23 protein-coding genes are annotated in these 26,543 nt (G+C 56.6%); 8 read left to right on the top strand and 15 right to left on the bottom strand.

Features of this window, described 5'->3' with window-relative positions; all coding sequences use genetic code 11:
• Nucleotides 1-1,008, top strand: a complete 1,008-nt coding sequence (locus ABVF61_RS26095) for a Gfo/Idh/MocA family protein (protein WP_353996541.1) — start codon at nt 1-3, stop codon at nt 1,006-1,008.
• A gap of 70 nt (nt 1,009-1,078) precedes the next feature.
• Here the strand turns inward: ABVF61_RS26095 and ABVF61_RS26090 are convergent, their stop codons facing one another.
• From ABVF61_RS26090 to infC, 3 genes are all read right to left on the bottom strand, one after another.
• A complete protein-coding gene (locus tag ABVF61_RS26090; RefSeq protein ID WP_353997320.1) occupies nt 1,079-1,876 on the bottom strand; it encodes a calcium-binding protein in 798 nt (265 codons plus the stop codon).
• A gap of 217 nt (nt 1,877-2,093) precedes the next feature.
• Complete coding sequence (locus tag ABVF61_RS26085; RefSeq protein ID WP_353996540.1) at nt 2,094-2,417, bottom strand: hypothetical protein; 324 nt, start codon at nt 2,415-2,417, stop codon at nt 2,094-2,096.
• A 90-nt stretch (nt 2,418-2,507) separates the two neighbouring features.
• Nucleotides 2,508-3,047: a translation initiation factor IF-3 gene (gene infC, locus ABVF61_RS26080; protein ID WP_353997319.1), complete on the bottom strand. Its 540-nt coding sequence runs from the start codon at nt 3,045-3,047 to the stop codon at nt 2,508-2,510.
• Nucleotides 3,048-3,348: 301 nt separating this feature from the next.
• Between infC and ABVF61_RS26075 the strand changes: the two genes are divergently transcribed.
• A complete protein-coding gene (locus ABVF61_RS26075) occupies nt 3,349-3,792 on the top strand; it encodes a translation initiation factor IF-3 (protein WP_353996539.1) in 444 nt (147 codons plus the stop codon).
• On the opposite strand, the gene ABVF61_RS26070 is transcribed toward ABVF61_RS26075, so the two are convergent.
• From ABVF61_RS26070 to ABVF61_RS26055, 4 genes are all read right to left on the bottom strand, one after another.
• Nucleotides 3,789-4,163 carry a YkvA family protein gene (locus ABVF61_RS26070; protein ID WP_353996538.1) on the bottom strand — a complete coding sequence of 125 codons (375 nt, stop codon included), beginning with the start codon at nt 4,161-4,163 and terminating at the stop codon, nt 3,789-3,791. The genes ABVF61_RS26075 and ABVF61_RS26070 overlap by 4 nt on opposite strands.
• 249 nt (nt 4,164-4,412) lie before the next feature.
• Complete coding sequence (locus ABVF61_RS26065; RefSeq protein WP_353996537.1) at nt 4,413-5,573, bottom strand: glycerate kinase; 1,161 nt, start codon at nt 5,571-5,573, stop codon at nt 4,413-4,415.
• A 150-nt stretch (nt 5,574-5,723) separates the two neighbouring features.
• Nucleotides 5,724-7,601 (bottom strand): SLC13 family permease, encoded by a 1,878-nt coding sequence (locus ABVF61_RS26060; RefSeq protein ID WP_353996536.1) that lies wholly within the window; start codon nt 7,599-7,601, stop codon nt 5,724-5,726.
• 130 nt (nt 7,602-7,731) lie between these two features.
• Nucleotides 7,732-9,420, bottom strand: coding sequence for an acyl-CoA dehydrogenase family protein (locus ABVF61_RS26055; protein ID WP_353996535.1), 1,689 nt, complete (start codon nt 9,418-9,420; stop codon nt 7,732-7,734).
• Between the two features lie 163 nt (nt 9,421-9,583).
• On the opposite strand from ABVF61_RS26055, the gene ABVF61_RS26050 reads away from it, so the two are divergent.
• The gene (locus tag ABVF61_RS26050; protein ID WP_353996534.1) at nt 9,584-10,483 is read left to right on the top strand and encodes a YihY/virulence factor BrkB family protein; all 900 of its coding nucleotides are present in this window, start codon (nt 9,584-9,586) and stop codon (nt 10,481-10,483) included.
• Nucleotides 10,484-10,486: 3 nt separating this feature from the next.
• Here ABVF61_RS26050 and ABVF61_RS26045 read toward each other — a convergent pair whose 3' ends face one another.
• Complete coding sequence (locus ABVF61_RS26045) at nt 10,487-11,362, bottom strand: DMT family transporter (RefSeq protein WP_353996533.1); 876 nt, start codon at nt 11,360-11,362, stop codon at nt 10,487-10,489.
• Between the two features lie 439 nt (nt 11,363-11,801).
• Between ABVF61_RS26045 and ABVF61_RS26040 the strand changes: the two genes are divergently transcribed.
• Nucleotides 11,802-12,986 carry an NAD(P)/FAD-dependent oxidoreductase gene (locus ABVF61_RS26040; protein WP_353996532.1) on the top strand — a complete coding sequence of 395 codons (1,185 nt, stop codon included), beginning with the start codon at nt 11,802-11,804 and terminating at the stop codon, nt 12,984-12,986.
• 46 nt (nt 12,987-13,032) lie between these two features.
• Here the strand turns inward: ABVF61_RS26040 and ABVF61_RS26035 are convergent, their stop codons facing one another.
• From ABVF61_RS26035 to secA, 7 genes are all read right to left on the bottom strand, one after another.
• Entirely contained in the window at nt 13,033-13,830 is a 798-nt protein-coding gene (locus ABVF61_RS26035; protein ID WP_353996531.1) for an alpha/beta fold hydrolase, read from the bottom strand.
• 72 nt (nt 13,831-13,902) lie between these two features.
• Nucleotides 13,903-15,084: an adenylate/guanylate cyclase domain-containing protein gene (locus ABVF61_RS26030; RefSeq protein WP_353996530.1), complete on the bottom strand. Its 1,182-nt coding sequence runs from the start codon at nt 15,082-15,084 to the stop codon at nt 13,903-13,905.
• A 68-nt stretch (nt 15,085-15,152) separates the two neighbouring features.
• Nucleotides 15,153-16,658, bottom strand: coding sequence for a glycosyltransferase family 39 protein (locus ABVF61_RS26025; protein WP_353996529.1), 1,506 nt, complete (start codon nt 16,656-16,658; stop codon nt 15,153-15,155).
• A gap of 38 nt (nt 16,659-16,696) precedes the next feature.
• Nucleotides 16,697-17,128 (bottom strand): GtrA family protein, encoded by a 432-nt coding sequence (locus ABVF61_RS26020; RefSeq protein ID WP_353996528.1) that lies wholly within the window; start codon nt 17,126-17,128, stop codon nt 16,697-16,699.
• A complete protein-coding gene (locus tag ABVF61_RS26015) occupies nt 17,118-18,149 on the bottom strand; it encodes a glycosyltransferase family 2 protein (RefSeq protein ID WP_353996527.1) in 1,032 nt (343 codons plus the stop codon). Before ABVF61_RS26015 ends, ABVF61_RS26020 begins: the two co-directional genes overlap by 11 nt.
• A gap of 135 nt (nt 18,150-18,284) precedes the next feature.
• Nucleotides 18,285-20,054 (bottom strand): B12-binding domain-containing radical SAM protein, encoded by a 1,770-nt coding sequence (locus ABVF61_RS26010; RefSeq protein WP_353996526.1) that lies wholly within the window; start codon nt 20,052-20,054, stop codon nt 18,285-18,287.
• A gap of 424 nt (nt 20,055-20,478) precedes the next feature.
• The gene (gene secA / locus ABVF61_RS26005) at nt 20,479-23,253 is read right to left on the bottom strand and encodes a preprotein translocase subunit SecA (RefSeq protein ID WP_353996525.1); all 2,775 of its coding nucleotides are present in this window, start codon (nt 23,251-23,253) and stop codon (nt 20,479-20,481) included.
• A gap of 266 nt (nt 23,254-23,519) precedes the next feature.
• On the opposite strand from secA, the gene ABVF61_RS26000 reads away from it, so the two are divergent.
• From ABVF61_RS26000 to ABVF61_RS25985, 4 genes are all read left to right on the top strand, one after another.
• The gene (locus ABVF61_RS26000; RefSeq protein ID WP_353996524.1) at nt 23,520-24,383 is read left to right on the top strand and encodes a peptidylprolyl isomerase; all 864 of its coding nucleotides are present in this window, start codon (nt 23,520-23,522) and stop codon (nt 24,381-24,383) included.
• A 149-nt stretch (nt 24,384-24,532) separates the two neighbouring features.
• Entirely contained in the window at nt 24,533-25,774 is a 1,242-nt protein-coding gene (argJ, locus tag ABVF61_RS25995; protein WP_353996523.1) for a bifunctional glutamate N-acetyltransferase/amino-acid acetyltransferase ArgJ, read from the top strand.
• Nucleotides 25,775-25,856: 82 nt separating this feature from the next.
• A complete protein-coding gene (locus ABVF61_RS25990) occupies nt 25,857-26,258 on the top strand; it encodes a (deoxy)nucleoside triphosphate pyrophosphohydrolase (RefSeq protein ID WP_353996522.1) in 402 nt (133 codons plus the stop codon).
• 42 nt (nt 26,259-26,300) lie between these two features.
• Entirely contained in the window at nt 26,301-26,513 is a 213-nt protein-coding gene (locus tag ABVF61_RS25985) for a Flp family type IVb pilin (protein ID WP_353996521.1), read from the top strand.
• Nucleotides 26,514-26,543 lie beyond the last annotated feature (30 nt).

Here is a 26,543-nt window from a genome sequence, read left to right as displayed (position 1 = left end):
ATGGACAGCAAAAAGGTCCGCTGGGGAATCATATCAACCGCCAAGATCGGCCGCGAAAAAGTTATTCCCGGAATTCAGGTTTCACAAACCGGGATCGTTACGGCCATCGCCTCGCGCGACGCCGAGAGGGCGGGCGCCGCTGCGAAAGACCTCGGTATCGAAAAGGCGTACGGCTCCTACGAAGAGCTTTTCGGCGACCCTGACATCGATGCGATTTACAACCCGCTTCCAAATCACATGCACGTGCCGGTGACCGTGCAGGCTGTTGAAGCCGGTAAGCATGTTCTGTGCGAAAAACCGATTGCTCTCAGCGCCGAAGACGCCGCGACGCTTCTTGAGTTGCCGAAAGACCGTCTTGTCGCCGAAGGTTTCATGGTGCGCGCGCACCCGCAATGGATCCGGGCCCGCGAGATCGTGCGTTCGGGAGAGCTTGGCGATCTACATGCGATCCAGGGCTTTTTCAGTTTCTTCAACAACGACCCGGACAATATCCGCAACAGGGCCGATATGGGCGGCGGTGCCCTGATGGACATCGGGTGCTACACCATGCTTGCCGGCCGTTACTTCTTCGAAGCCGAACCGGAGCGGGTTGTCTCGCTGATCGACCGTGATCCGGACTTCGGGACAGACCGTTTCACCAGTGCGATCATGGATTTCGGCGCAGGGCGCCAGCTCACCTTCACAGTGTCCACGCAGTTGACGGCGCATCAACGACTACAGCTTGTCGGAACCCGGAAACGTCTTGAAATCCCGATCCCGTTCAATGCACCTCAGGGCGAGACATCGGAGTTGCGGATGGATGACGGGTCGGCGCTCGGTGATGCGTCGATGACAACTGAAACCATCGCGCCCTGCGATCAATATGCTGAGCTGGCCGACGTGTTCGGGCGCGCGGTCCTGGGCGAAAAGGTCATGACGTATGGCGTCGAAGATGCGCTTCAGAACATGAAAATCATCGATGCGATTTTCGCGTCCGCTGAAAAAGGCGGGTGGGTCGACATCGTTTAGAAATGGCAGCATGTAGCCGGTTGTTGCCAATTTTCGGCATTTGCCGCTGGAAGACTGCGCGCTCGGGCCATCAGAAGAAAACGATGTCGTCCGAGCCCACGGTGGCGATCGCTGTGCCTTCCAGAAACACCTCATAGAGTGTTTCGATTTCCAGTTCCGCCTCGCCGAAATGGGTCTCGGTAACCTTGACCCATGTACCGGTTTTGCCATCGACGGTACCTGTCTCGGTTGACCAGTTCGTTGTGTCCTTGTCGTAGACCTGAAACTCCATCACATCATCATCGAGGTCGAAGTCCATGATCCTGTCGAAGTTCGCGTGACGGCCACGGCTGTCGCCAAGATTGAAAATGAACGTGTCGCTTTCAGTTCCGCCCCAGAGTTCGTCACTGCCGGCACCGCCAACGATTGTGTCGGTTCCGCCGTTCCCGGATACCACGTCGTCGCCCGCGCCGGCGATCAGACTGTTGCCGGCGGCCCTATGGTCACCAACGATTATGTCGTCGTGGCTCGTTCCGATGACCCGTTCGATGTTCTTGATTGTGTCGAATTCCCAGGGTGCATCTGTTGCCTGCGCGATCGCAAAGTCCAGAAGAACCGTGATGCCTTTGTTCAGGCCGAAATAGCTGACCGTGTCGTAATCCGCGCCGCCATCGATCACATTGTGGTCTAGTTCCCCGAAGAAAAAGTCGTCGCCTTCTTCTCCGTACATTTCATCGGCGCCTTCACCGCCGACGAAAGTGTCGTTTCCTTCGCCGCCATGAAGAAAGTCTCTTCCGCCGCCACCGTTGAGCCCGTCATTCCCGCCATTGCCATACATGGTGTCGGAGAATTCGTCTCCGAAAATGTAGTCGTTGCCTTCCGATCCTATGAAGACCGCAGTCCATCCCTTGTCTTAAGTTATCTGGTCCGGCTTGGCGTACTGATAGTAGGGATTGAATTGCAGTTGTGCCCTGATCTTGATTGGCGCTGTAATTGCAAACATCTTGTGCCACCCGGTCTTTCCGCATTGCCGGAAAGATAAGCATCATTCGCTGGGTGGTCTGTTATTCAAGTCACAGTTTACCTTGCTAGGTCTATCGGTCGACCTATGGCGCGAGTTTTCCTGTGGCGACGACGGTTTCGAAATACTCGACCTTCAGGTCGAATGACTTCAGCAGTTTTTGAGTGCTCGGCTTCACGACGGCGTCGTCAAATGCTCCTTTTTCAAAGTGCGCCGCCGACTCAAGATCCGACCAGAGACTTGTGACCACCAGTTCATGATCGCTGCCTTTGACCTTGACAGCCAGGGCCGCGCCCAAATGGCCCGGCAGCTCAGCCATCTCGACGAATGTGGTTCGTTCCAGGTGGTCCGCATAATGTGCCAGAACGTCTTCGCTGCCAGCGACGGCTCTCCACCAACGTATGATCATACCGTCGATCCTCGATCTTGTTTGCGTTTCCATTCAAAACCAAAAAACCCCGCCGGAGCGGGGTTTAAGCAGTTTAGCTGTCTGTTTCGCTTACTTCAGCGGAGCCAGAACCATCACCATCTGGCGGCCTTCAAGCTTCGGGGCCGACTCGACCTTGGCAATTTCAGAGGTTTCTTCGCGAACCTTGTTCAACAGATTCATGCCCAGATCCTGGTGCGCCATTTCGCGACCGCGGAACCTGAGTGTGACCTTCACCTTGTCGCCGTCGTTGAAGAACCGCAGCATGTTTTTCATCTTCACGTCATAGTCATGCGTGTCGATGTTCGGACGCATCTTGATCTCCTTGATCTCGACGGTCTTCTGTTTCTTACGGGCTTCAGCAGCTTTCTTCTGGGCCTGGTATTTATACCTGCCATAGTCCAGGATCTTGCAGACGGGGGGATTTGCGTTCGGCTGGATTTCTACGAGATCCAAACCCGCGTCCATTGCGATATCCATCGCTTCTTCTGTCGGCACGACGCCGCGGTTGGCGCCTTCATGATCAATCAACTGGACTTCGCGAACGCGAATTTCGTGGTTTGTGCGCGGGCCTTCCTTTGTGGGAGGCGGGGCGCGGAACGGACGGCGAATGGTCGCTAACTCCTCTATCGTTTCAACCTGGCACCAGGCATTGGCTCTTCAAGATGCACAAAAGACCTCGGAACTCATGTACCAAGGCCTCTGTTGCGTTTGTCCTAGCGCCATCCCCTAAATTCCTGCGAAACCGCCGAAAAGTCAACCGAAATAAGCGGTTTTGAGTCTTTCCGCTTGTTCGCGCAGAAGGGGTTCCTGTCTTTATGATTGGGCTGCTGCGATCGCAGCCAAGTGTTGTATTTTAAGGGATGATACCTCACTTAGGGATTGGTCGGGAAGTTTAAAAGAGGGATCTCTCGTGGACGGCACAAAGTTTCTGGTTCAACTCCTGAAAATCGTCTGCGGCTTCATTTTCGGGCTGATCGCCTCTGGTTTGTTTCTGGCCTGGGGTTTTTTCCAGTCCGTGCATCCCGGCGAAGATCCAGTTGCGTTTGGCGCCATGATCGGAACCGGGCTTATCGGCGCAAGTGCTGTCGGTGCAGCAGCACTGGTCCCGGCAGGCATTGTGATCGCAATTGCCGAATTTGCGCGCTTCAAAGGGGTCGTGTTTCATCTCGCCGCTGGCGGAGGCATTGCATTTCTGCTTTGGACCCTCGGTTCAGCCGGTCAGAATGCGGATTTCAGGCCCGGCAGCGTCATTGCGCTTGCGGCCGGCTTTTTGGCAGGACTGGTGTACTGGGTTATCGCCGGACGCACGTCCGGGTGCTGGTTGCCTCCAAGGCAGGTAGAAACCCAGTCTTAGAGATCTCCGTCCTTCAGGGCTTCCTTGGCAGCGTCATAGTGATCATCTCGCATATGGCCGCGAACCATGGCGATCGCCGCCATGAGCACAGTTGCATCGTCGCCAAACCCGACGCCGATCAGGAAATCCGGAATGGTGTCCAGAGGAAGTACGAAATAGGCGAGTGCGGCAATGACCGTTACACGGACTTTGGCGGGGGTTGCGGGATCGAGCGCACAGTAATATCCGGCGACCACATCTTCCATGAAGGGTATTTGCCGGGCCGCTTTCTTTGCCGTTGAAAGCAGTTTTTCCCTGACGGACTTTGTCTGTTCCTCTTCAGGTCCGAGGTACTCGGGCTCGAATCCCAGATCTTCAAAAGTCGTGTTCATAGGCCTGCTCTCTTGTCCCCGATAGATGTAAGATAAGCGTTGAGACGCGCTGGTTCAACTTTTGCGCATTCTTGCCTTGGGGGCAAAGACGCCCTTGTGCTGTCGACAATTAGTGTCCCGCAGCCTGCAACAGAGCATTGTGTTCGTGAACGAAAAAAGGCCGCCGCCGGTTCGGATTCGCATTTCCCGAAACCAGCAGCGGAGTCGTAACTGTCTCTATTATTGTTGTTTTTATTCTTTGATGTAGGGTCAGGCGGCTTTCAGCCGCGCGCCGACCATGATCATCCTAAGTGCGTCTTCGCTGGCGTTTCTGAGCAGTTTTCTTGCTTCCAGGATGGCATCCTCGAGCGAGCACGGGCGTTTGAGAATAGACGCGAACGCGTCAATGCCGGTATCAAGGGTTGTGCGTACGCCGGTTCCTATCGTCCCCGCCAACGCAATCGTCGGAATGTCGCGTTTCCGCGCGCGCTGAGCGACTTCGCAGGGAACTTTCCCGTAGGGGCTCTGCCCGTCGAGCGACCCTTCCGCCGTGATGACAAGATCCGCCGAAGTCAGCAATGCATCGAATTCAAGATATTGCATGACGATGTCGAAACGCGGGTGCAGGGTTGCCCCGGCAAAAGCCATCAGCCCTGTGCCGAGCCCGCCGGATGCACCGGATCCGTTTTGCAATCCAAGATCCAGGTCGAGGTCTCTGTTCAACAAGAATGCATAGATCTCCAGGGCTTCTTCCAGCGCCTGAACCTGCGTCGGTGTCGCGCCCTTTTGGGGTCCGAAGACCCGAGCGACACCCCGTTCACCCAAAAGCACGTTGTGCCAGTTGACCGCCGCGTCGATTTGCGTATCGGCGAGCCGGGGATCGATGCCGGACACGTCGATGCGGGACATGCCTGCCAGTTCGAGACCGCCGCGTCCGATTTCGTTGCCATCCTTGTCAAGCAGGCGGGCACCGAGCGCCTGTGCCATGCCGGCGCCGCCGTCATTGATGCCGCTGTCACCGCATCCGACAAGAATGCGCTCCGCGCCAGCGTCCAGTGCGGAAAGAATGAGTTCACCGACACCGTAACTGGTCGTCAGGGTCGGATCTCTCTGATCGCGCGGCACGAGACTCAGCCCTGCGGCCGCGGCCATTTCGATGACAGCTGTTTTCGAACCTTCGCTACCGAGCAGGCCGTAGAAGCTGTCGACGGTTTGGCCAACAGGGCCCGTTACCGCAACCTTGTGCAGCGTGCCCGAAGTGGCGTTGACCAGGGCCTTCGTGAAGCCTTCGCCACCATCGACCATCGGTGCCTTGAGGATGCGGCAATCCGGCAGGGCCCGGTGGCAGCCTTCGGAGATTGCTTCCACGACATCGTTCACGTCGAGTGATTCCTTGAAGCCTGACGGGGCAACCAGAATGTTCAGCGGCATGATCATCTCCTTTTTGTTCCTGTAAGTGAAAGGAGAACGAGCCAGGCCCCGAGTTATTCCGCAGCATTTGAAACTTTCGGTGGCATATACAGAAAGGGCCCGGCGTGATGCCGGACCCTTAATAATTCAGCACAGTTTTGCGACGTCGGATCAGGGTTTCTGTCTCGGAACAGGCGTGATCATTTCGCTCATCGATCCGCTTTTCTGAAGAGCGCCAGAGCACAGGCTCGCCGCCTCGCGAACGTGTTCGCTCCTCAGATTGATTTCCGCAATGGCAACGGAGTGATCGCGCAGATAGACCATGTCTTTTTTCCGGTAGATCTCCTTCACGGCGGATTTTTCAACCGGATAACCCGCTTGACGCAATCGGTTCCAGACATGCCACCAGCCGGCCGCCCACATAGTTTCGTCGCGGATCGTTCCAAGCATCAGGACTTCAAGATGGTGAGCGGAACAAAGAGCTCCTTCCATCGGTTGAGGACGGAGACTGTCGTGTGCCGCCAATGATGTAACCTCAAACGGGTCTGCATGCAGGCCCTGATGTTGCACGATCGGATTTTGTTCGGAGAGGACAGGCATCTGGACTGGCCAGACGAAGATGGCAAAAACGGTTATGACAGCGACTTTGAGCGGCAAGAGCGCCAGCGCAAGCTTCATCAGGTCACTCTGTTCGAAGTGATTTTCCCCGACAGACCGGAATATGGCGATGGGCTTGGCGCTTGCCACCATGGTCTGGCAGAACCCGGTGCCGAGAACAGTTACCAGGATGAGGGTCGCGGTGTCGTGGCCGAATTCGGCCAGGGGAAGCGCCAGCGCCGGAATAAGTACAGCCGCGCGGGCACTGCGTGAGTTGATGACCAGATGAGCTGCCACCGAGATGAGCACGACAAACAGGATTGTCAGCTCACGATTGTGAAGGGCGTCAGCTGGCAGAATGACCAAGAGCCTGTCTGCAAGCCATTTGCTCTTGCCGGTCGAAACGACGGCCTGCGCGATGACCAGGGTAGACGCGAGGAAAACCAGAAGCTCGGTTTCCACGTTTCGAAACAGTTCCTTCGGCTTTTCTTCCGTTAGCAGCGGCGTCACCACCAGCGCAGCGCCAAGACAGGCGATCACTGCGGTGCCGAGCCCGTGCCAGCCGGTGGTGGACCAGGCAATGACCATGACGGAGAGGACGAACAGCAATCTTTTCTGCCTGACGCTGAAGGGCCCGGTTGGCGCATCGTCCTTCGTTGACAGCCGCGTACTGCGCTCGCTTGCGGGTACAAACAATTGAAGGATCAACAGCGTGGCCCCGTGCGTGGAAAGCAGCGCGATGGGCAGCGCAAGCATGATCCATTCGAAGAAAGAAATGACAGTTCCCGTCGATGTGCGGATTGTTTCCACCGCGACGAAATGGGCTCCGGCACCGATCAGTGACCCGCCTGCCGACAAGAGGATCGCGCTTGGAAACAGCAAAGCGAGGGCCCGCCGCAGATTTCCGGTCGGCATTGCCGGGAGCAGGCTGACGAAGACGGGAACAAGCAGGGCCGCGCGGCCAGAAGTCGACGGTACAAGGAAAGCAGTTGCAGTGATGACGAAGGTCAATCCGTGAAAGAGACCGGAAACCGATGAAAACCGTCTTGTAACAGCAAATGCCAGCCATTGCGTGAGGCCGGACGATTTGATGGCGGCGGCAATCACGAAAGCGGCAATCAGCAACCAGACAATTTCCGTCCCAAGGGCCTGGTAGAAGCGTTCCTCCGGAAAAGCGCCGGTGAGCACCAGCCCTACCGCCGCAAACACCGCAACGACGGAGTCGGGTATCGGTGTCAGTGTCCAGCCGACGATCGCCAGACCAGTCAGGAGAAACGCAGCCGCCGCTTGTTGCGGCATGCCATGTGGCGCAAGGAAAACAAACCCGGCAAGCACCGACGCAATCAGAACTGCGATTGCCGTGTTGGGTGCAATTCCAATCAGCTTGCCAAGCAAAGGATCTATGACAGCGGGCATCCGGGCCCGGCGAATGGCGGTGGCTCGGTCGGGCATTTCGTTGTTCTCCTTTGTTTGCGGGTGTGGAGAACAACGAAACTGGCTAAGGAATTATTCCATTATCTTTCAAGAGAGGCAGACGCTTCATGCGCAGTTTTCAAACACAAGCGGCGTCTGTCCAGCCTGATCAGGCATTGCCGCGCGTTTCGAGAAGGCGCCGAGCGATCACCTGCGCCTGGATCTCAGCGGCACCTTCGAAAATGTTCAAAATGCGGGCGTCGCACAGAACGCGGGAGATTGCGTATTCCAGCGCAAAGCCGTTGCCGCCATGGATCTGCAAGGCATTGTCCGCAGCAGCCCAGGCGACACGCGCACCCAGAAGCTTGGCCATCCCGGCCTCCAGATCGCATCGCTTGCCGGAGTCCTTTTGCCAGGATGAGAAATAAGTGAGCTGCCGGGCGATCATCAATTCGGCGGTCATGACCGCAAGCTTGTCAGCAACGCGCGGAAAGTGAATGAGCGCCTTGCCGAACTGAATGCGTTCTTCGGCGTAGCGTAACCCAAGTTCCAGGGCTGATTGTGCGACGCCGAGCGCGCGTGCGGCCGTTTGGATGCGGGCGCCTTCAAAGGTCTGCATCAGCTGCTTGAAGCCTTCGCCCTCGACCTGACCGAGCAGGTTGTCGGCTTTGACCTCGAAGCCGTCGAATGCGATCTCATATTCCTTCATGCCGCGGTATCCGAGGACCTCGATCTCACCGCCGCTCATGCCGGCGGCCGGAAAGGGATCCTCGTCAGAGCCGCGTGGTTTTTCGGCGATGAACATGGACAGGCCCTTGTATCCGGGTGCATCCGGATTGGTGCGGGCTAAAAGCGTCATTATATCGGCGCGAACCGGATGCGTGATCCAGGTCTTGTTACCCGAGATTTTCCACGTGTCTCCATCCTTGACCGCGCGCGTTTTCAGAGATGCCAGATCCGAACCCGTATTCGGTTCCGTAAAGACAGCCGTCGGCAAAATCTCGCCCGACGCGATCTTGGGCAACCAGTGCTGTTTTTGCTCCTCCGTACCGCCGCACAGGATCAGCTCTGCGGCAATTTCCGACCGCGTTCCAAGGGAGCCGACACCGATATAGGCGCGTGAAAGTTCTTCAGAGACGACGCACATGGCTTCCTTGCCGAGCCCGAGCCCGCCATATTCCTCCGGAATGGAGAGGCCGAAAACGCCGAGTTCGGACATCTGATCGATGACCTCGAGCGGAATGTACTCGTTTTTGAGGTGCCACTCGTGGGCGTTCGGAACAACCGTATCTTCGGCGAAACGCCGCATCTCGTTACGGATCTGTTCCATGGTTTCGTCGAGACCTGGATCGCCGAATGTGGACTTTCCGGCCTGGTCCCGAATGAGTGTTGTAATTTCTCCGCGAATGGACGGGGTATTGCCTGCCTCGATCAGTGCGTCGATTTCAGCGGTTCGGTAAGCACCGGCTTCGCCTGCCGTGATGCCGAGATCCGAAAGCCGGACGAACTCGCCCTGGTTCATAGGGATGCCGCCGAAGATCTGGGCCAGATACTCGGCAAAGCCGAGCTGGACGATCCGGTCTTCGAGAGTACCGTATTTTCCCTCGCTTCGCAGGCGCGTGGCATAGGCATCGAGTTGGCGCAACGATTCGACATATGTGGCAAGCCATGCAAGGCCGTGCGCGGCGCGCTGTTCCTGTTCCATAAGTCTGGAGGACACCCGCCCGTTTTCACTCACAAGGACGCGTACGCGCTGCGCTGCGTCATCAAGCAGATTATCAAGCGTGCCGACGATGGACGCGGTTTGTTCTGTCAGGCTCTCTGGCGTTTCTGCCGCCGTCAGGGCTGCAGTGGGCATTGGCAATCTCCGTTTTCATTTGTTGCGCAAATGCGCTTGTTGTTGAAGCTATGTTGCGTTGCACATACCAATTTGTCGAGCCGGAATTTCTTCTTCTTTCGGAGGGGGCAGAATTCGCGGCTCCGCTCTTGACTGACAAGGATGCCGGAGGCCAGATCAGATCATGGCTGTGCGGCAGACATTTTCGGCAATTTATTCGGTTCTCAAGGACGCGATCGGGCACTTCGCCCGCGATGACGGCTTTGCGATGGCCAGCCACGTGGCGCTTTCCGGATTGCTTGCGATCTTCCCGCTGTTGATATTCATTGCCTCCCTTGCTGCCTTCTTCGGCATGACGGGGGCGGCCGACACGGTGTCGGATCTTGTCTTCGATGCGTGGCCTGAAACGGTGGCTGCACCTGTCGTGCGCGAGATACACAACGTTCTTACCGTCCGGCGTGGTGATCTGCTTACCTTCGGCGCGATTGCCGCATTCTGGTTCGCCTCAAATGGTGTCGAGGCTTTGCGAACGGCTTTGAACCGCGCCTACAGGCAACAGGAGCACCGCTCGATCGTCTTCCTGAGGCTGCAATCCCTTGGCCTTGTGCTTTTGGGGGCGGGCATCCTGCTCGCTTATACGTTTCTGGTCGTTTTGGCACCGCTGGCCATCGATGCGCTGCAGGCCTACGTGCCGAAGGTCGAGGCATTCCTCCTGTCCATTAACGTCGCGCGCTATTCACTCGCCGGCTCCCTCCTGATTATCGGGCTGTTCGTCACGCACTGGCTGCTGCCGGCGGGGAATCGCTCGTTTCGGGACCTGTGGCCGGGCGTGTTGGCAACGCTTGTGATGTGGATCGTCGCGGGCAGTGCGTTTGGTGCCTATCTGGCGAGTTTTGCCAACTACGTCTCCACATATGGGGGCCTCGCCGGCATCATGACCGCGCTGATTTTTCTTTATATCTGTTCGCTTGTTTTCATTCTTGGCGGTGAACTCAATGCCGCGATCTCGCGCCAGCGGAGAGTGCGCGCGCGCCTGAAGGCGCGGGGAGAGCCGGGAACGATGCCGGAAGCGGCTGGGGAGTAGGTTCTACGCTTTCCGGGCGGATTGCCTGATCATGAGAACGGCGGCGATAATCAGCGCCATGCCACCGACCTGAACGAATGTAAGTGTTTCATCAAACAGGAAATAGCTTTCGACAGCAGTGGCAACGGGCACGAGATAGAAAAGGCTCGCAACCTGCGAAACAGCGCCCTCACGTATGAGAAGCATGAGCAGAAGAATAGCCCCGACCGACAGGACGAGCACAAGCCAGACCATTGCAAATACCAGTTCGCCGGACCAGGTGATTTGCCAGCTTTCGAAAAGCGACAAGGGCGTGGTGATCATGAGGGCGCCGACATACTGCCATATGGTTGCTGTCAGCAGATCGGTGTTGGGCACTAAACGTTTTTGGTAGACCGTGCCGAGGCTGATTGCCGCGACGGAGAAAAACGCAGCGCAAATCGTGATCGCCGTAATGCCGGTGCCGGTGATGTCAAATTTGGGTCCCAGCACCAGCACAAGACCGCCGGCGCCAATCGCCATGCTGATCCAGTGGTTCCTCGATACCGTTTCGTTCAAAAGCACGACTGCAATAAGGGCGGTCAGAACCGGCTGAAGGCCGACGATGATAGACGATGCGCCTGCCGGCATGCCTTGTTTGATCGCCCAGAAAATACCGCCCAGGTAAATTCCGTGCACCAGCATTCCGGTGACCAGACAGTGAATAATTGCCAGGGGCTGGATGGGCCAGGACCTTGCCAGGAACAGTGCGAGTACGATCAAAATCGGCAGGACGGAGAAGAAACGCACCGTCAGAAACACCATCGGATCGATGTAAGGTGCTCCGAGCTTCGAGCCGACAAATCCGGTGGACCACAACAGAACGAAAATGACCGGTGCGGCTTTCGTCAGAAACTTCAAGGGAACCTCGACCGGAAAGGGGCTGGCAGGTGGTGCGTCCTGTCTTGAAACGCGGCAATGTTCAACAACTTTGAAACGCCTTTCGGCATTCAGGGGACATACGCCCGTGGCGTTCGGATCGCAATCACCTTTTCAGATACTGTCGAGACAACTGGTGAAACAAAGGGATCCGGTTCTCAGCCTTTTCACAGACGTTGGGTCCGACACGGAACGTGCGCAATAGTCAGAAAACGATTGCAGAAGTCGGCCGAGCTTGACGATCCCCAGAACGTCTTGAACCGGCGGGATATCGCCGGCTTTCCAAATGCAGGGCGGGGAGCACAAGGCTCGTTCTTCCTATGCTTTCGGGATCAGAACCATAGCGGCGTTTCGCCCTTCTGGCGGAGCGATAATCTTCGTGCTAGTGACGGAAGACCATGCGTGAAAAAGGCGAAACGAAATGCAGGAAGAAATCGTCATCATTGGTGCCGGACAAGCCGGTGCTCAGCTTGCGCATTCGCTTCGGCAGGGCGGTTTTGAAGGTCCGCTGCGTCTGATCGGAGACGAACCGCACCCCCCTTATCAACGCCCGCCTCTTTCAAAAAAGTATCTCGCTGGGGATGTGGGTGCCGAAGGACTCTGGCTGCGCCCTCCTGCGTTTTTCGAAACCAATCAGATTGACCACATTCCCAACTCCAGAGCTGTTTCGATCGACCGTTCTGCAAAAAGAGTTCAGCTGGAAAACGGCGATACGCTTTCCTATGGCAAACTGGTGCTTGCGACCGGAACGAACGCGCGCAAGATCCCACTAGCGGGTGCAGACAAGACAGGCGTCGTCACGTTGCGTTCGATTGCAGATGTCGACGCCATTCGCGACGGGCTGAAGACGAGCAACAGCATCGCGATCATCGGTGCCGGTTACATCGGCCTGGAAGTTGCAGCCGTGGCAAAGGCTTTGGGCAAAACCGTCAGCGTCATCGAGGCGCAGGACAGGCCGATGAAACGGGTCGTTAGTCAGGCTGTTTCGGACTACTTCTCGGGCCTGCACAGGGAAAAGGGTATTGATCTGCATCTTGAAGCGGCCATCGAATCACTTGTCGGAGACGACAAGGTCACGGGGGTCAAGCTGGCCAACGGGAACGTCATCGAGGCCGAACTGGTACTGATCGCCGTTGGCGCGGAGCCGAACGATCATCTGGCAGGTGAATCCGGGCTGGAAATCGACAATGGTGTTCTTGTGGACGGATCGGGCCAGACCAGCGATCCGCATATTTACGCCGTTGGAGACTGCACAAGGTTCTATTCGGGTCGATATCAGCGCTCGGTGCGTATGGAGAGTGTCCAGAACGCGATCGATCAGGCCAAGGCTGCGGCGCAGGCCCTGCTTGGCGAAGAAGTCGATTACGATCCGCTGCCGTGGTTCTGGTCCGATCAATACGATGTCAAACTGCAGATAGCCGGCTTATCGGAAGGGTATGACGATACCGTTGTGGTCGGCTCACCCGAAGACCACAAGTTCTATGTCGCCTATCTGAATGAGGGCCAGTTGATCGCCGTCGACAGCGTCAATTTCCCCCGCTCGCACATGCTTGCGCGCAGAGTTATCGGTGAAACCTGGCGCGAGGGCCTTTTACCGGACGCCTAAGGGTTGCCGCTCCAGTTCGCCTTTCCGTTCAAAGTCAGTCGGAAGCTCAGTTCACACCTGCGTTTTGCAGGATGAGCCTGGTGACTTCCTTCGGAATTTCCAGGTGAGGCATGTGGCCGACGCGTTCGAAAATATGCGTTGCGACGATGCCGGGGAGCTTGTGTGCCTGGCGCGTTGGCAGGACCCTGTCCTGTGTCCCCCAGATGACCTTGATCGGCATCGGCAGCGCCGCCAATTCATCTCTGGGAAGGGTCTTCTGTATGGTGCCGTCGATTATCTCGTCTGCGATGGCTTCCAGCGTTGCCGTTGCTCCCGGCTTGCTGCGGCTTTCCGCGGTCGTCTTTGCCAGATACTTCGGAAGCCGGAACTCCCAGCCGAAAAACTGCTCGAGCAGAACCTCCATTTCGGCTGCACTGGTAGCGGCCGCATAGCGGCGCAGCAGGCGATGATTGATTTCCGGTCCGAAACCACCGGGCGCAAGGAGCGTTAGGCTCGACACGTATTCAGGATTGCGCAATGCGACCAAAGCCGCGATTGCCCCTCCCATTGAATGACCGACGAGGTGGATCTTCGTCAGTTCAAGATGCTCAAGCGATTGGGCGACCGCCTTTGCCGCAACACCGGCATTACCGACGCGCGGCCAATCCAGCGCCTGCCCGTGACCTGGCAGATCGAAGGCCAGTGACCGTTTTCGTCCCGACAGCGCAGTTTGAATGTTGAGCCAGGTCTGCCGGTCACCACCGAACCCATGCAACAAGACTATTGGCGAGCTATCGATCTGACCTGATTGTTCCTGGTCGTTGAATGGCAGGTGAAGCGGTGGCGTTGGACGTATATCGGTCATGTTCTCTCTGAAACGGATGAAATTTGTTTTCTTGTGGCAGCACGGGACTATGGATGCGCTTTTTGTGTGTCCTCATTCAAGTGCGAACAAAGGCTGCGGGTCGGTAAAGCCGCTCAGCTCAAAAGATCCGACCGGACGGGCACGTTCGCCGCAAAGCCGGGCGACATCCTCCGTCATCAGAACATCCGAACCTTCTGACTTGGTCAGGCTTTCGATCCGGGCAGCGGCGTGTACCGTTTGACCGATAACGGAAAAGGTCAGTCTGCTCGGAACGCCAATGTTTCCAAACATGACAGAACCGACCGAGAGCGCGACCCCGGCTTTCATGGGCAGGACGTTCGATGGGTCTTCGTTGATTGCGATAAGACGTTTGCGCGTCTCATCCGCAGCCTGAATTGCATGGGCACCGGCTTTTTTCAGTCCCTGGCCATCGAGAGGAAAAACGCCAAGCACGGCGTCTCCGATGAAGTCGAGAACTTCGCCCTGATTGTCCAGTACTGCGCCGGCCGTTGCCTCAAAATAGGTGTTAAGCCACGCGAGATAGGCATCCGGTCCGAGCGCTTCTGCAATTGCCGTTGATTGGCGCATGTCGCTGAAGTAGATCACGGCGTCGACGGTCTCACCGTCGCCGTGCCGGATTTGACCGTTCAGCACCTTATTGCCGGCGTTCTTGCCCAGATAAGTCTCCGCAATGGTTCGGCTTATCTGGCTTTCGATCGTCGCCCGTGCGGCGAGCGCGAGCCGTTTTTGTATGTATTCTATCGCCGACAGCGCTTCGTCCGAAAACCCGTTCTCCGCACGGGTCGCCCAGCTGACGATGATCCCGGTGGTCGGATAGTCTTCGTTGGTGACAGGCAAATCGAACCGCGTCGGGAGAACTAGGTAGTCTGTGTATCCCGTGGCGCTCAGACGAGTGAGGAGCGGAAATTCCTGCGGCGCATTTGAATTTGTCAGGCGGCGGCGGAAACGTGGTTCCTGGTTGACCAGAACGGCCCGCACCGGGCTTCGGAGCCAGTCTTCGGTTTCTTCTTCGGAGTGGGCGATCTGATCGTGCTGAAGTTCAGCGCCGCTTTCCCAAACCACGACTTCGGCTTCAATGAGCGGGTGCAGTGTTGACCAGGCCATCATTGCACGGTCGATCGGGACATCGCACTTGCGCATCCGTTCACACATTTGCGCAAACATTTTGGCCATGTCCGGTGAGCCAAGCGCCTGACCGATCAACCAGTCTTCGATGTCGTCGATTTTCGCCATACTAATCATGACGCCAAGTTAGTGTCCTTTTGCTGCCGTTTCCAGACGGGCGATGGCTGGCCCCTCAACTACCCGGCGGGTGTTTCTGCGACCACACCGGGTGGAATGATCAACCAGTTTACGATGACGTCCGGGATGTCAGCTGCACTCTGATAGCGGAAGGTTTTGCTGCCCTGGCGGATGGCGTCCGGATAAAACCGGAGCAACTCGTTCAGCGGTGCCTCCCGGTCTCCGCGCCAGACAATCATCAGGCCGTGCTTTTGAACGTCTTCAATGTCAATCCATGGGCTTAGCGTCTGGCTATGCAGGTAAAACATGGAGGGGCGTCCCGGCGCGTGAAGCGTGACGTTCGCCGCGGACCACATGTCGCCGGCAACATAGCGAAGGTCTGTCTTCTGGTTCTCTTTCCAGATCGCCGCTAGGTCTTCGGCAACAGACTTTGCCGGATAGTGCATGCGTGTCTGCTTCTTCTTCCAGTAAGGCTCCAGCACAGCCTGGCCAAAGATCACCGTCAGGAAGACAGCCTGGATCGCGATGGCCGCCACGAGGGCTCGCCTGGGATGAGGCCAGAGGCCGGGAAGCGACAAAAAGCGGACGGCAACAACACCGGAGAGCACAAACATCGGCGTGCCCCACATGTGTTCAAACTCGTTGCCGGTCAGCGCTGAGGCGAGCAGCACGACGATCAGGGGAACGAAAGCAAACCAGAGTAAAAAGCGATCGCCATGTTCAACCAGACAGGTGTCGTCCTTCTTCAGCTCTGCACGAAGATGTTTGAGCTGATACCAGCCAAGGCCAGCCGTAATCACGAGGAACAAACCGGCGTGGTTGCCGATCTGGGCGAACAAAAAGTTCAATGGATTGAACACGTAGTCGAAGAGCGAAGCTGCGGATTTGCTGCGGCTGGCCGCATATTGAATTGTCAGGAAATCGGTCTGCAACAGCCATAGGATGTGAGGAACTAGCAGGACGGCACAGGTCAGGGCACACAGCCACGGGCCAGGCGTTCTGAAAAGGCGGCGTGCATCAGCGAATACAAGCGCGTAAAGGCCGATGGTTCCTATGAGAAGAATGACGAAGTACTTGGTGTAGAGGCCAAAGGCGGCAACGGCTCCCAACAGTAACCAGTCAAGGAGGCGGCTGTTTTCCTGAACGCGCAGAAACAGCAGGATCATTGCGCTCCAGACAGGAATTTGCAGGATGTTGGGATTGAACTCCGGCATTGGCAAGGTGAAGTAGAACGTCACGCTGGTGAGAACGACCGCCCAGAATGCCTGCCAGCTGTCCAGGCCCACGCGGCGGCTGATTTTCCAAATGAACAGATATCCCAAGGCGGCGGATATCGCGCTGAGCCAATACCCACCGAAATAGTGTCCTCCGGTCAGCCGGTATGTTGCCTCGAGCAACCAGGCTTGCATGGGAGGATGTTTTGTGTAGCCGAGCTGTAGCTCGCGTCCCCAGGCAAAACCCTCGACAACATCCAGTGGCGGACCGGGAAAGGTCAGCGTGGGCACCAGCGCATAGAGCAGCGACAAACCGGCGGCATAAACGAGCGCAGCGCGTGTTGCTGTCATTCTGTTTTCCCTTTTGCGGTCGCTTGAACCGTGTTTCTTCAGGAGGCTGCCGGATGATGGGCGAAGGCCCAGAGCCTGGCGCCAACAAAGGAAAACGCCGGCACCACGGCAATTGCGAGCCAGAGGCCGTAGATCTCGGGCCAAGGGGCAAATGCAAGCCAGATAGCAAGGATTATGGAATTAAGCGCGAATCCGCTGATGGAGATGATCAGGAACCGCGTCATGGTTTTCAACATGGTTCCCGCCTGCCTCAAGTGATTGAAGCTCCAGTAATAGTGTCCGCTGAAGGAGACCGTGAAGGCTGCGAGAAAGCCGCAGACATTCGAAGGGACTACAGCGAGAAGCTTCGTTTCGAACAAGACCGAGGCAACAACCGCATGCGTGAGCGTGGCGAGAATGCCGATAATCGCGAATTTTCCTGCCGCAGCACCTTCGGTTTTCAGGGTTTCGCGATTCACCTTAGCCAGCATCTGCGCCCTTACCGGTCTCTTCGTTTTTTTGTTGTTCGCCTTCGATGACATCCTGCAGGATATAAACCGGACGCTGCTTGGCTTCGTTGAAAAGGCGCGCGATGTATTCCCCGATCATTCCGATCGATAGAAGCTGGACACCCGAAAAGAACAGGAGCGCAACCATCAGGGAGGCATAGCCCGGAAGGTCGACACCAAAAATGGATGTGCGGACTGTGAGATAAATTGCGTAGGCAAAAGCTCCGAAGGAAATTGCTGCGCCGCCGTAGAACCAAACGCGTAGCGGCAATGTCGTGAAGCCGGTCAAGCCATCAAGAGCGAAATTCCAGAGCTTCCAGTAATTGAATTTTCCGCTCCCGGCCTTTCTGGCTGGCCGTTCATAAGGAATCGCCATGGCCGGAAAACCGACCCAGGCGAACAGTCCCTTCATGAACCGATTGCGTTCGGGAAGCCGCAGGAGCGCGTCGATGACCGCCCGGTCGATCAGGCGATAGTCACCGGCATTGGCCGGCATATCGATATTCGCCAGCTTGTTGAACAGCTTATAGAACATGTTCGCGGTAGAGCGTTTGAGCACCGTGTCGGACGATCTGTCGACCCGAAGACCGTAGATAACGTCATATCCCGCGCGCCAGCCGTCCAGCATCTGCAAAATCAGTTCCGGTGGGTCCTGAAGATCGGCGTCCATGATGACGGTTATGTCTCCGCGCACCGCCTCCAGGCCCGCGGACAAGGCAGCTTCCTTGCCGAAGTTCCGTGACAGGCCGAGCAACCGGCCCGGAAGACCGTTTTTGAGTTTTTCGGACAGAAAATCAGCAGTCGTATCGCGGCTGCCGTCGTCGATGAACACGTACTCGTAAGCAAGTCCTGTTTTTTCGAGGACTGGGCGCGTCGCTTCAAGAAAATCGCCTATCACGTCTTCTTCGTTATAGACGGGAACAATCACGCTCAGCAAAGGATTCGCCGGTCTTGCTGTCTCCCGACGCGAGACGTAGATTTTTGAGGAAGCCGTCTTGTTCATCAAGGTGTCAGGTCTGAATCGAGGCAAAGATGCTTGGCGCAACCTGCCGCAATTTCAGGAAAAAGGCCAGCCCAAGCTGTGTCCGCCGGACACCGTTGCACAGGTAGTCGCCAGGTGCTGTGCAAACTGTTGCACTCACGCGGAGACCGTTTTCTCCCTGGGCTTTGTTTTTCCGAGGATCTCCTTTTGCCGCTTTGCCTTCGCGACGGCCTCCTTGGCGGCGTCGTTTAGAGTGAAAATCTCTAGATTTTCACTCTCTGCGTCCGTTACCGGCTGAATGGCGAAATCCGAGTAGTTTGCGCCTTGAGGATCTTGTTGGATCCGCTTTCTCAGCCGATGGATTTTCCATCCGTATTGACCAAAGCGGAGGTATTTCACAAGGCTTTCATATGCAAAGGCAGGATAATGGATAACTGCTGGCCAGCGCTTGAAGCCCGGTCTGCGCTGACGCCGATCCTTGTATCTGAAATAGCCGCATTGTTGTGGATGCACACCCTCGAAGCGCATCGCACCGTAAATCTGCAGGCAGAGCCGCCACACCCTGACAGGCTTGATGCCATATGCCACATTCCGGCGCATCAGTGTCTCGACATGCTCGTCCGTGTAGTACCAGTCCCAGATGTCCCTATAGGTCTGCTGCCAAAGCTCCGCACTCATGATCGGGTGTTCGCACGTCGTGTGTTCCAGGTCGTACCGGTTGAGGTCGGGGTCGAGCCATATTCCCTTTTCGTAGAGTTTCTGATGGTCCTCGGAGCCCGGCAATGGGGTGAGCATGGTGAATTCAAGCATGTCGACGGGCAATTCCCGCTGAATGATCTCGATATCACGGCGGATGCTTTCAGGTGTGTCGTTCGGTAGGCCCATGATGAAGCCCGCATAGGTCATGATCCCGGCCTCTTTCCAGAGCTGAAACATCTTCCGGTATTCGGTGATGCGGTTCTGCCCCTTCTTCATGTGAGCGAGGTTTTCGGGGTTGATGCTTTCCAGCCCGATGAACACATGAGTGCAGCCGGCGCGCGCCGCCTTGTCGACAAAGCCAGGCAAGCGATGCGCAAGCGTGTCGATCTGGATCAGGAAATGAATGCGGATCCCATCCTGTTCCTTCAGCTCGATAATGCGGTCGAAAATCGGCTCCCAGTTCTTGTTGCGGGCAAAGTTGTCGTCGGTGATGAAGAAGGACGTGATGCCCTGCGCGTGGTTGGCCCTGATCAGCTTCTCGATATCGTCAGCGTCGCGCCAGCGCGATTTCCTTCCCTGTACGTTGATGATCGTGCAGAAGGAGCACTGGAACGGACACCCGCGTCCCGCGTCGAACGAGGAAAGACTGCCATCGTATTTGCGGACAATGGACTGAGGCAACAGGGGCGGCACCTGCTGTTGCAGTCCTGGCAAGTCGTGCATCACGTTGTAGACAAGCTTCAAACGGCCATCCGCCGCTTCTTTGAGCAGAGCCTCGAAGTGCTCTTCGGCTTCTCCAGCGAAAAGAACCACTCCCATGTCGATTGCTTCCTGCAAGTCGCTGGGAATGTCCTTCAACATGGAGAGGCATCCGGAAACATGAAAACCGCCCATGATGACGGTCACGTTTTCCTGCCTGAGCTGCCGGGCAATATCAAGTGCCCTTGGAAACTGGTTGGACTGAACGCCCACCAGACATACAATCCCGCGACCGTCTCTGGTCTTCTCGATGATCTGGCGGAGCGGGACGCGCATTGTCATTTCATCATAGGCGCCAACGGCAATCTCAGTGTCCGCACCGAGGACCGTGCGCGCGGCACAATCCTGCGCAATGGCGTAAAGACAAGCCATTGAATTTGAAGGGATCCAGGCTTTCCACCATTGCAAGACATAGCCGTCATCGTCGTAATGGGACGGCTTGATGATTTCGATATGAAACTTACCCATTCTGCACGGCCTCGCTATCGCGTATGGCTTTGCAGCTCCACAGGACGCAGCACTTATTGGTCTTGTTGTCGCCTAAACCGAGAACCCAAACCCACATGTTCCGTTGGTGACGTAAGGTAATGCATGTTCCTTTCCGACACAACAATTTGCCTCAAGGGCTTCGCTACTCTCGAGCAGTTTGAGTTGTTCTTGTCGTGCGATCTTTTTGAAGTTGTATTGAGCCAGTAACTAAAAGACATGCGTTCGAACGGGGGCACGGCAAGAACCAGCGGGTTGAAAATCAATGGTACGTCGGGTGGCGCCGCATGAAGTGATCCCCTGGCCCGATGTGACATCTCGAAGCCGTATCGTGTCCGAAGAGGTGCAGACGAAAAAAGCGGCGCACTATGGCGCCGCTTTGAGATTTTCGTTCAAAGTAGCTCGATCAGTTGAGCGCGCCGTGGCAATGCTTGTATTTCTTGCCTGAGCCGCAAGGACACAGCTCGTTCCGGCCGACTTTGCCCCAAGTCGAGGGATCTTGCGGATCCCGTTCACCAGGAGGTACTGGCCTGAGCTGCGCGTCGGCCACCGCCATCTCATCTTCCCCTGTTGTCGGGTTGATGTGGTGCGCATGCATTTCGGGTTGCTCCGGCATCTGCGGAGGCTGTTCCGTTACAAGTTCAACACGCAACAACTGCGCAGTCGTCATCTGGCGAAGCTGTGCCAGCATGGACTCGAACAGTGTAAATGCTTCTGTCTTGTATTCCTGGAGCGGGTCACGCTGTGCGTAGCCGCGGAACCCGACGACGGACCGCAGATGATCAAGATTGGCCAGGTGTTCGCGCCATAGATTGTCCAGCGTCTGGAGCAATATTGCCTTTTCGACCTGACGCATGATGTCTGGCGTGTATTTGGCAACCTTCTGAGCCATGGCCTCGTCGGCCGTCCGGCGCAGGCGGTCTTTCACTTCTTCTTCGGCAATGCCTTCTTCTGCCGCCCAGTCCTTCACCGGAAGATCCATGTTCAGGTATTTCTGGACTTCCTCTTGCAAGCCATCGGTATCCCATTGTTCCGGATAGGCCTTTTCGGGAATGTGAGCGGCGACGAGATCATCGATCACGTCGTGGCGCATGTCGGTCACGGCATCCTGGATCGCTTCGCCGTCCATCAGTTCGATGCGTTGTTCGAAAACGACTTTCCGCTGGTCGTTCATCACGTCATCGAATTTCAGAAGGTTTTTGCGGATATCAAAGTTCCGGGCTTCAACTTTCTGCTGGGCCTTTTCAAGCGCCTTGTTGATCCACGGGTGGATAATGGCTTCGCCTTCTTCCAACCCGAGCTTCTGAAGCATGGAATCCATGCGCTCGGATCCGAAGATGCGCATCAGATCATCTTGTAGCGACAGGAAGAACTTCGAGTGCCCCGGATCACCCTGACGGCCCGAGCGTCCGCGAAGCTGGTTGTCGATCCGACGGCTTTCATGCCGCTCCGTCCCGATGACATAGAGCCCGCCCGCATTCAAGGCCTTGTCCTTGAGGGCTTCGACCTCCGAACGGATCTTGGCTTCCTTGGCAGACCGCTCCGCGCCTTCCGGCATGTCTCCAAGTTCCATTGCAATCTGCATGTCGGCATTGCCGCCGAGCTGAATATCGGTGCCGCGGCCGGCCATGTTCGTCGCGATGGTAACAGCGCCGGGCAGACCGGCCTGAGCGACGATGAATGCTTCCTGCTCGTGGTATCTAGCGTTCAGAACCGAGAAGATCTTCGACTTGCCGCCGTCCTTCTTCTGGGCGGCCGCGAAGGCCGCAGGGTCGCTAAGATCAATCTGCTTGTAGCCGTGCTTCTTCAGAAGTTCGGCTAGAAATTCCGATTTTTCGATCGAGGTGGTACCGACCAGAATGGGTTGTCCGCGCTCCTTGCAGTCGTCAATAAGCATGGCGATCGCATTGAACTTTTCCTGGACGGTCCGGTAGACCTCGTCGTCGTCATCAATGCGCTTCACGGTCACGTTGGTTGGAATTTCAACGACTTCAAGCTTGTAGATGTCCGCAAACTCGTCAGCTTCGGTTGCCGCGGTCCCGGTCATGCCCGCAAGCTTGTCATACATGCGGAAGTAGTTCTGGAACGTGATCGACGCGAGCGTCTGGTTCTCGGGCTGAATACGAACCTTTTCACGCGCCTCTAACGCCTGGTGCAGGCCTTCCGAGAACCGGCGTCCGGGCATCATCCGGCCGGTGAATTCATCGATGATAACCACTTCACCGTTCCGGACGATATAGTCCTTGTCGCGCTGGAACAGCTTGTGCGCCTTCAGAGCCTGCTGGAGGTGGTGAACGATCGAGACGTTTTCCACATCATATAGGGAGTCACCCTTCAAGAGTTCTGCTTCCCTCAGCAGTCCCTCGAGCTTTTCGTTGCCGGCTTCCGTGAACGTTGCAGAGCGCTGCTTCTCGTCGAGCTCGTAGTCTTCTTCTGTCAACAACGGGATGAACGCATCGACCGTGTTGTAGAATTCCGAGCGGTCTTCCAGGGGGCCTGAGATGATCAGTGGTGTTCTTGCTTCATCGACCAGGATCGAGTCGACCTCATCGACGATCGCAAAGGAATGGTCGCGTTGAACCATCGACGCCCGGTCGTGCTTCATGTTGTCGCGCAGATAGTCAAAGCCGAACTCGTTGTTCGTGCCGTAAGTGACATCCGCTTCGTAGGCTGCACGGCGCTCATCGTCTGAAAGGCCATGGGTAATGCAGCCGACGGTCAGGCCGAGGAACTTGTAAACCTGCCCCATCCATTCGCTGTCGCGTTGGGCGAGATAGTCGTTCACCGTGACGACGTGAACGCCGTTTCCGGTCAACGCATTCAGATAGACGGGTGCGGTCGCGACCAGTGTCTTGCCTTCACCAGTGCGCATTTCGGCGATCTGGCCGGAATTGAGGACCATGCCGCCAATGAGCTGGACGTCGTAATGCCGCTGCCCAAGCGCACGCTTTGCCGCTTCCCGCACTGTCGCAAAGGCCGGGACAAGAATGTCCTCGATGCTCGCGCCATTTTGCAGTTGGCTGCGGAAGTCGTCCGTGCGTGCCTTCAGGGCCTCGTCGGACAAGCCCTGAACCTCCGGCTCGAGGGCGTTGATTTCGTCAACTCTTGCCCGGAATGTCTTGATCTTCCGGTCGTTCGCCGAACCGAAAAGCTTACGTGCTAATGCGCCAAGGCCGGCCATGTGGCGGTCCTTCCCTACCAGGCGGCACCAACTGGCAATCTGGTGCCCGCCCATGAAATCGTCTCAATTGCTGTACACGTTGCCGCCAAGTGCAACGCGCTGGCCGGTTAACGCGGCCGAAAAGATGCCATCCCGGCCCAAAGCAGGGACGCCCGACAGATAAGAGGGGGCTCTATGCTTGTCAACGCCGCAGGAATAGGCAAAGTACCCACGCCCTCCGGAATGAGGGGATTAAAATTACCGATCCTATTTGTAAAGGACATCTCATGTTCCGAATTTCGATGCGCAGGCCGGCCCAGGCTGTTGCCGTATCCCTCCTGGCCATGACGCTCGGATCCGCCTCCCTCAGTGCCGCAGAACCCGGTGATGTGGTTGCCAAAGTTGGAGATGCGGAGATCACGGAAGCCGATATTGCTTTTGCCGCACAAGACCTTGGCCAGCAACTGCAGCGTTTTCCGCCGGATCAGTGGCGCGCGATCCTGCTTGACGTCGTTGTTGACATGGAGCTCATTGCACAAGCGGCACGCCAGGACGGACTGGACGAGGATCCGGAATTCAAGAAGCAGGTGGAGTTCCTCGAGTTGCAGGCACTGCGCAACGCTTACATCTCCCAGAAGATCGACGGAAGCATAACCGACGATGTGCTCAGCGCTGCCTATGAGGAACAATTCAAAGACTACGAGGGTCCTGAGGAGATCAATGCGCGTCACATTCTGGTGAACGACAAGGCTGAAGCCGAAAGTCTCATCAAGGAACTGGATGGCGGTGCTGACTTCGTCGAACTCGCCAAGGAAAAGTCGACCGGTCCGTCAGGTCCGAATGGTGGGGATCTCGGTTATTTCGGAAGGGGACAGATGGTCAAGCCTTTTGAAGATGCCGTATTTGCCCTTGAGGCCGGTGCCTACACGAAAGAGCCCGTCGAAACCCAGTTCGGTTGGCACGTGATCAAGCTCGAAGACAAGCGCCGGCAGGAGAAGCCCGCGTTTGAACAGGTTGCCGGAGAATTGCGTCAGCAGATCATGCGTGAACAGTACGAGGCAAAGATGGCAGAGCTGAAAGATGCGATCGCCGTCGAAATTCTTGATGAAACGCTCGAACTGCCAAGCGAACAAGACCAGGCGTCTGAGTAAGACCGGGCCGGTCCCGACGCAAACCCGGCAGTTGCAGCTGCCGGGTTTTTCTTGTGTTGCGGCGTGATTTCGACGTTTGGAAAAGACTTGCGCTTGCCAGATCCGCTGCTTAAGGACACCTGAAAGTTCAAACAACCGGGACAGCTGTCATGTCGACGACCGTTTCACCGCTCGCTCCAAAGTACTACCCCGACATGCCGGAGATTGCCGGCGTTCAGTTTTCAACTGCGGCAGCGGGCCTTAAATATGCAGGCCGGACAGATGTCTTGCTCGCAACTCTTGCCGAAGGCACTACGGTTGCGGGCGTTTTCACCAAGTCTCGCTGTTCGTCCGCTCCCGTCGACTGGTGCAAAGAACGGCTTGAAGGCGGGACAGCGCGTGCGCTTCTCGTCAATTCCGGCAATGCGAACGCCTTTACCGGGAAAAAGGGCAGGGCTGCCGTCGATTTGTCCGCCGACATTGTTTCAAAGGCTCTCGGTTGTTCCGTCGACGAGGTTTTTCTGGCGTCGACGGGCGTGATCGGCGAATCGCTTCCGGCGGAGAAATTCGAAAAGGTCGTCGACGGTCTGTGCACGGATCAGGATGCGGGCGCCTGGCTGGAAGCGGCCAAGGCGATCATGACGACGGACACCTATCCGAAGGTTGCCACGAGCAGCATCGATCTGGACGGCCAATCCGTGACGATCAGCGGGATCGCAAAAGGCGCCGGCATGATTGCGCCCGACATGGCGACCATGCTGTCCTTCATCTTCACGGATGCGGCGATTTCCCAAAATGTGTTGCAGGCTCTCTTGAGCGGAGAAACCGGCGGCAGCTTCAATGCCATAACCGTCGACAGCGATACCTCGACTTCTGACACCGTTCTTTTGTTTGCGACAGGTGCCGCGGAAGCGTGCGGTATTGCCCCCGTGCTGACGATGGAAGACCCGAGAGTGGATGTGCTGCGGGCATCCCTGAGGGACGTCATGCAGGATCTGGCCCAGCAAATCGTGCGCGATGGTGAAGGTGCGCGGAAGCTTGTCGAAATCAGTGTCGAACGGGCCGAGAGCGATGTCTCCGCGAAAACCATCGCGCTTTCGATCGCGAATTCACCTCTGGTGAAAACTGCCGTTGCAGGCGAGGATGCGAACTGGGGCCGCGTTGTCATGGCTGTCGGGAAGGCCGGTGAACCCGCCGACCGGGACAAGCTGGCGATCTGGTTTGGTGATGTGCGCGTCGCTGTTGATGGCGAACGGGATCCCGACTACAGCGAAGAGGCCGCATCAGCGGTGATGAAGGCTGAAAATATCTCCATCCGTGTGGATCTCGGACTTGGTGAAGGTCACGCAACCGTTTGGACCTGCGACCTGACAAAGGAATATGTCGCGATCAACGGCGACTATCGCAGCTGATTAAATTCCGCATTTCTGACAGGGCAATGCCGAAGGTGCTTAACAAATTCCTGCGGTGCATTCTAGAACTGGACCATTTGCAATGACCAAGATCGTGCTTGTCGCGGCCTGCGCACTCGTGGACGTTGACGGCAGAATACTGCTCGCACAGCGCCCTGAAGGCAAATCAATGGCAGGATTGTGGGAATTTCCGGGGGGGAAAGTCGAAGCCGGCGAACGACCGGAGGAAACCCTTATCCGGGAACTTGGTGAAGAGCTCGGAATCGAGGTTAACGAAGCATGTTTGGCCCCCCTGACTTTTGCAAGTCACACTTATGAAGATTTTCATTTGCTCATGCCACTTTACATTTGCCGCAGGTGGGAGGGTGTTCCTATGGGTAAGGAAAACCAGGCCCTGAAGTGGGTGCGCGCGATCAGACTGAGAGACTATCCGATGCCGGCAGCAGACGAGCCTCTCATCCCACATCTGATCGACGCGGTGTAAGGTAGCAAGGCAACAGTCCCAGGCGGGGCGGGAGCGTTTGAATTGAAAAAAGAGCAAAAGAAAGACGGATCGGTCAAACGGCTGACAACCCGATTTTTGAAAGACAGAAGCGGTGCGACGACCATGGAGTATGGAATGATTGTCGCCCTGCTCGGGACAATCATCATCCTCGGGCTTGGCCCGATCGGCACAACAATGCGCGATGATGTCTTTGGAAAAATCTCCAGCACGCTCGACGATTCAACCAAGGAATAAGTGAGCACCGGTCACATTGATTGACACTCT

It is taken from the genome of Roseibium sp. HPY-6, from assembly GCF_040530035.1.
GTDB lineage: Bacteria > Pseudomonadota > Alphaproteobacteria > Rhizobiales > Stappiaceae > Roseibium.
Note: the sequence above shows the minus strand (reverse complement) of the source record. Positions and strands in the feature narration are given on the sequence as shown.

Coding starts and splice junctions, on each gene's coding strand:
- ABVF61_RS26095 (WP_353996541.1), top strand. CDS start 1: ATGGACAGCAAAAAGGTCCGCTGGGGAATCATATCAACCGCCAAGATC.
- ABVF61_RS26085 (WP_353996540.1), bottom strand. CDS start 2,417: ATGATCATACGTTGGTGGAGAGCCGTCGCTGGCAGCGAAGACGTTCTG.
- ABVF61_RS26070 (WP_353996538.1), bottom strand. CDS start 4,163: ATGAACACGACTTTTGAAGATCTGGGATTCGAGCCCGAGTACCTCGGA.
- ABVF61_RS26065 (WP_353996537.1), bottom strand. CDS start 5,573: ATGCCGCTGAACATTCTGGTTGCCCCGTCAGGCTTCAAGGAATCACTC.
- ABVF61_RS26060 (WP_353996536.1), bottom strand. CDS start 7,601: ATGCCCGACCGAGCCACCGCCATTCGCCGGGCCCGGATGCCCGCTGTC.
- ABVF61_RS26055 (WP_353996535.1), bottom strand. CDS start 9,420: ATGCCCACTGCAGCCCTGACGGCGGCAGAAACGCCAGAGAGCCTGACA.
- ABVF61_RS26050 (WP_353996534.1), top strand. CDS start 9,584: ATGGCTGTGCGGCAGACATTTTCGGCAATTTATTCGGTTCTCAAGGAC.
- ABVF61_RS26040 (WP_353996532.1), top strand. CDS start 11,802: ATGCAGGAAGAAATCGTCATCATTGGTGCCGGACAAGCCGGTGCTCAG.
- ABVF61_RS26035 (WP_353996531.1), bottom strand. CDS start 13,830: ATGACCGATATACGTCCAACGCCACCGCTTCACCTGCCATTCAACGAC.
- ABVF61_RS26030 (WP_353996530.1), bottom strand. CDS start 15,084: ATGGCGAAAATCGACGACATCGAAGACTGGTTGATCGGTCAGGCGCTT.
- ABVF61_RS26025 (WP_353996529.1), bottom strand. CDS start 16,658: ATGACAGCAACACGCGCTGCGCTCGTTTATGCCGCCGGTTTGTCGCTG.
- ABVF61_RS26020 (WP_353996528.1), bottom strand. CDS start 17,128: ATGCTGGCTAAGGTGAATCGCGAAACCCTGAAAACCGAAGGTGCTGCG.
- ABVF61_RS26015 (WP_353996527.1), bottom strand. CDS start 18,149: ATGAACAAGACGGCTTCCTCAAAAATCTACGTCTCGCGTCGGGAGACA.
- ABVF61_RS26010 (WP_353996526.1), bottom strand. CDS start 20,054: ATGGGTAAGTTTCATATCGAAATCATCAAGCCGTCCCATTACGACGAT.
- secA (WP_353996525.1), bottom strand. CDS start 23,253: ATGGCCGGCCTTGGCGCATTAGCACGTAAGCTTTTCGGTTCGGCGAAC.
- ABVF61_RS26000 (WP_353996524.1), top strand. CDS start 23,520: ATGTTCCGAATTTCGATGCGCAGGCCGGCCCAGGCTGTTGCCGTATCC.
- argJ (WP_353996523.1), top strand. CDS start 24,533: ATGTCGACGACCGTTTCACCGCTCGCTCCAAAGTACTACCCCGACATG.
- ABVF61_RS25990 (WP_353996522.1), top strand. CDS start 25,857: ATGACCAAGATCGTGCTTGTCGCGGCCTGCGCACTCGTGGACGTTGAC.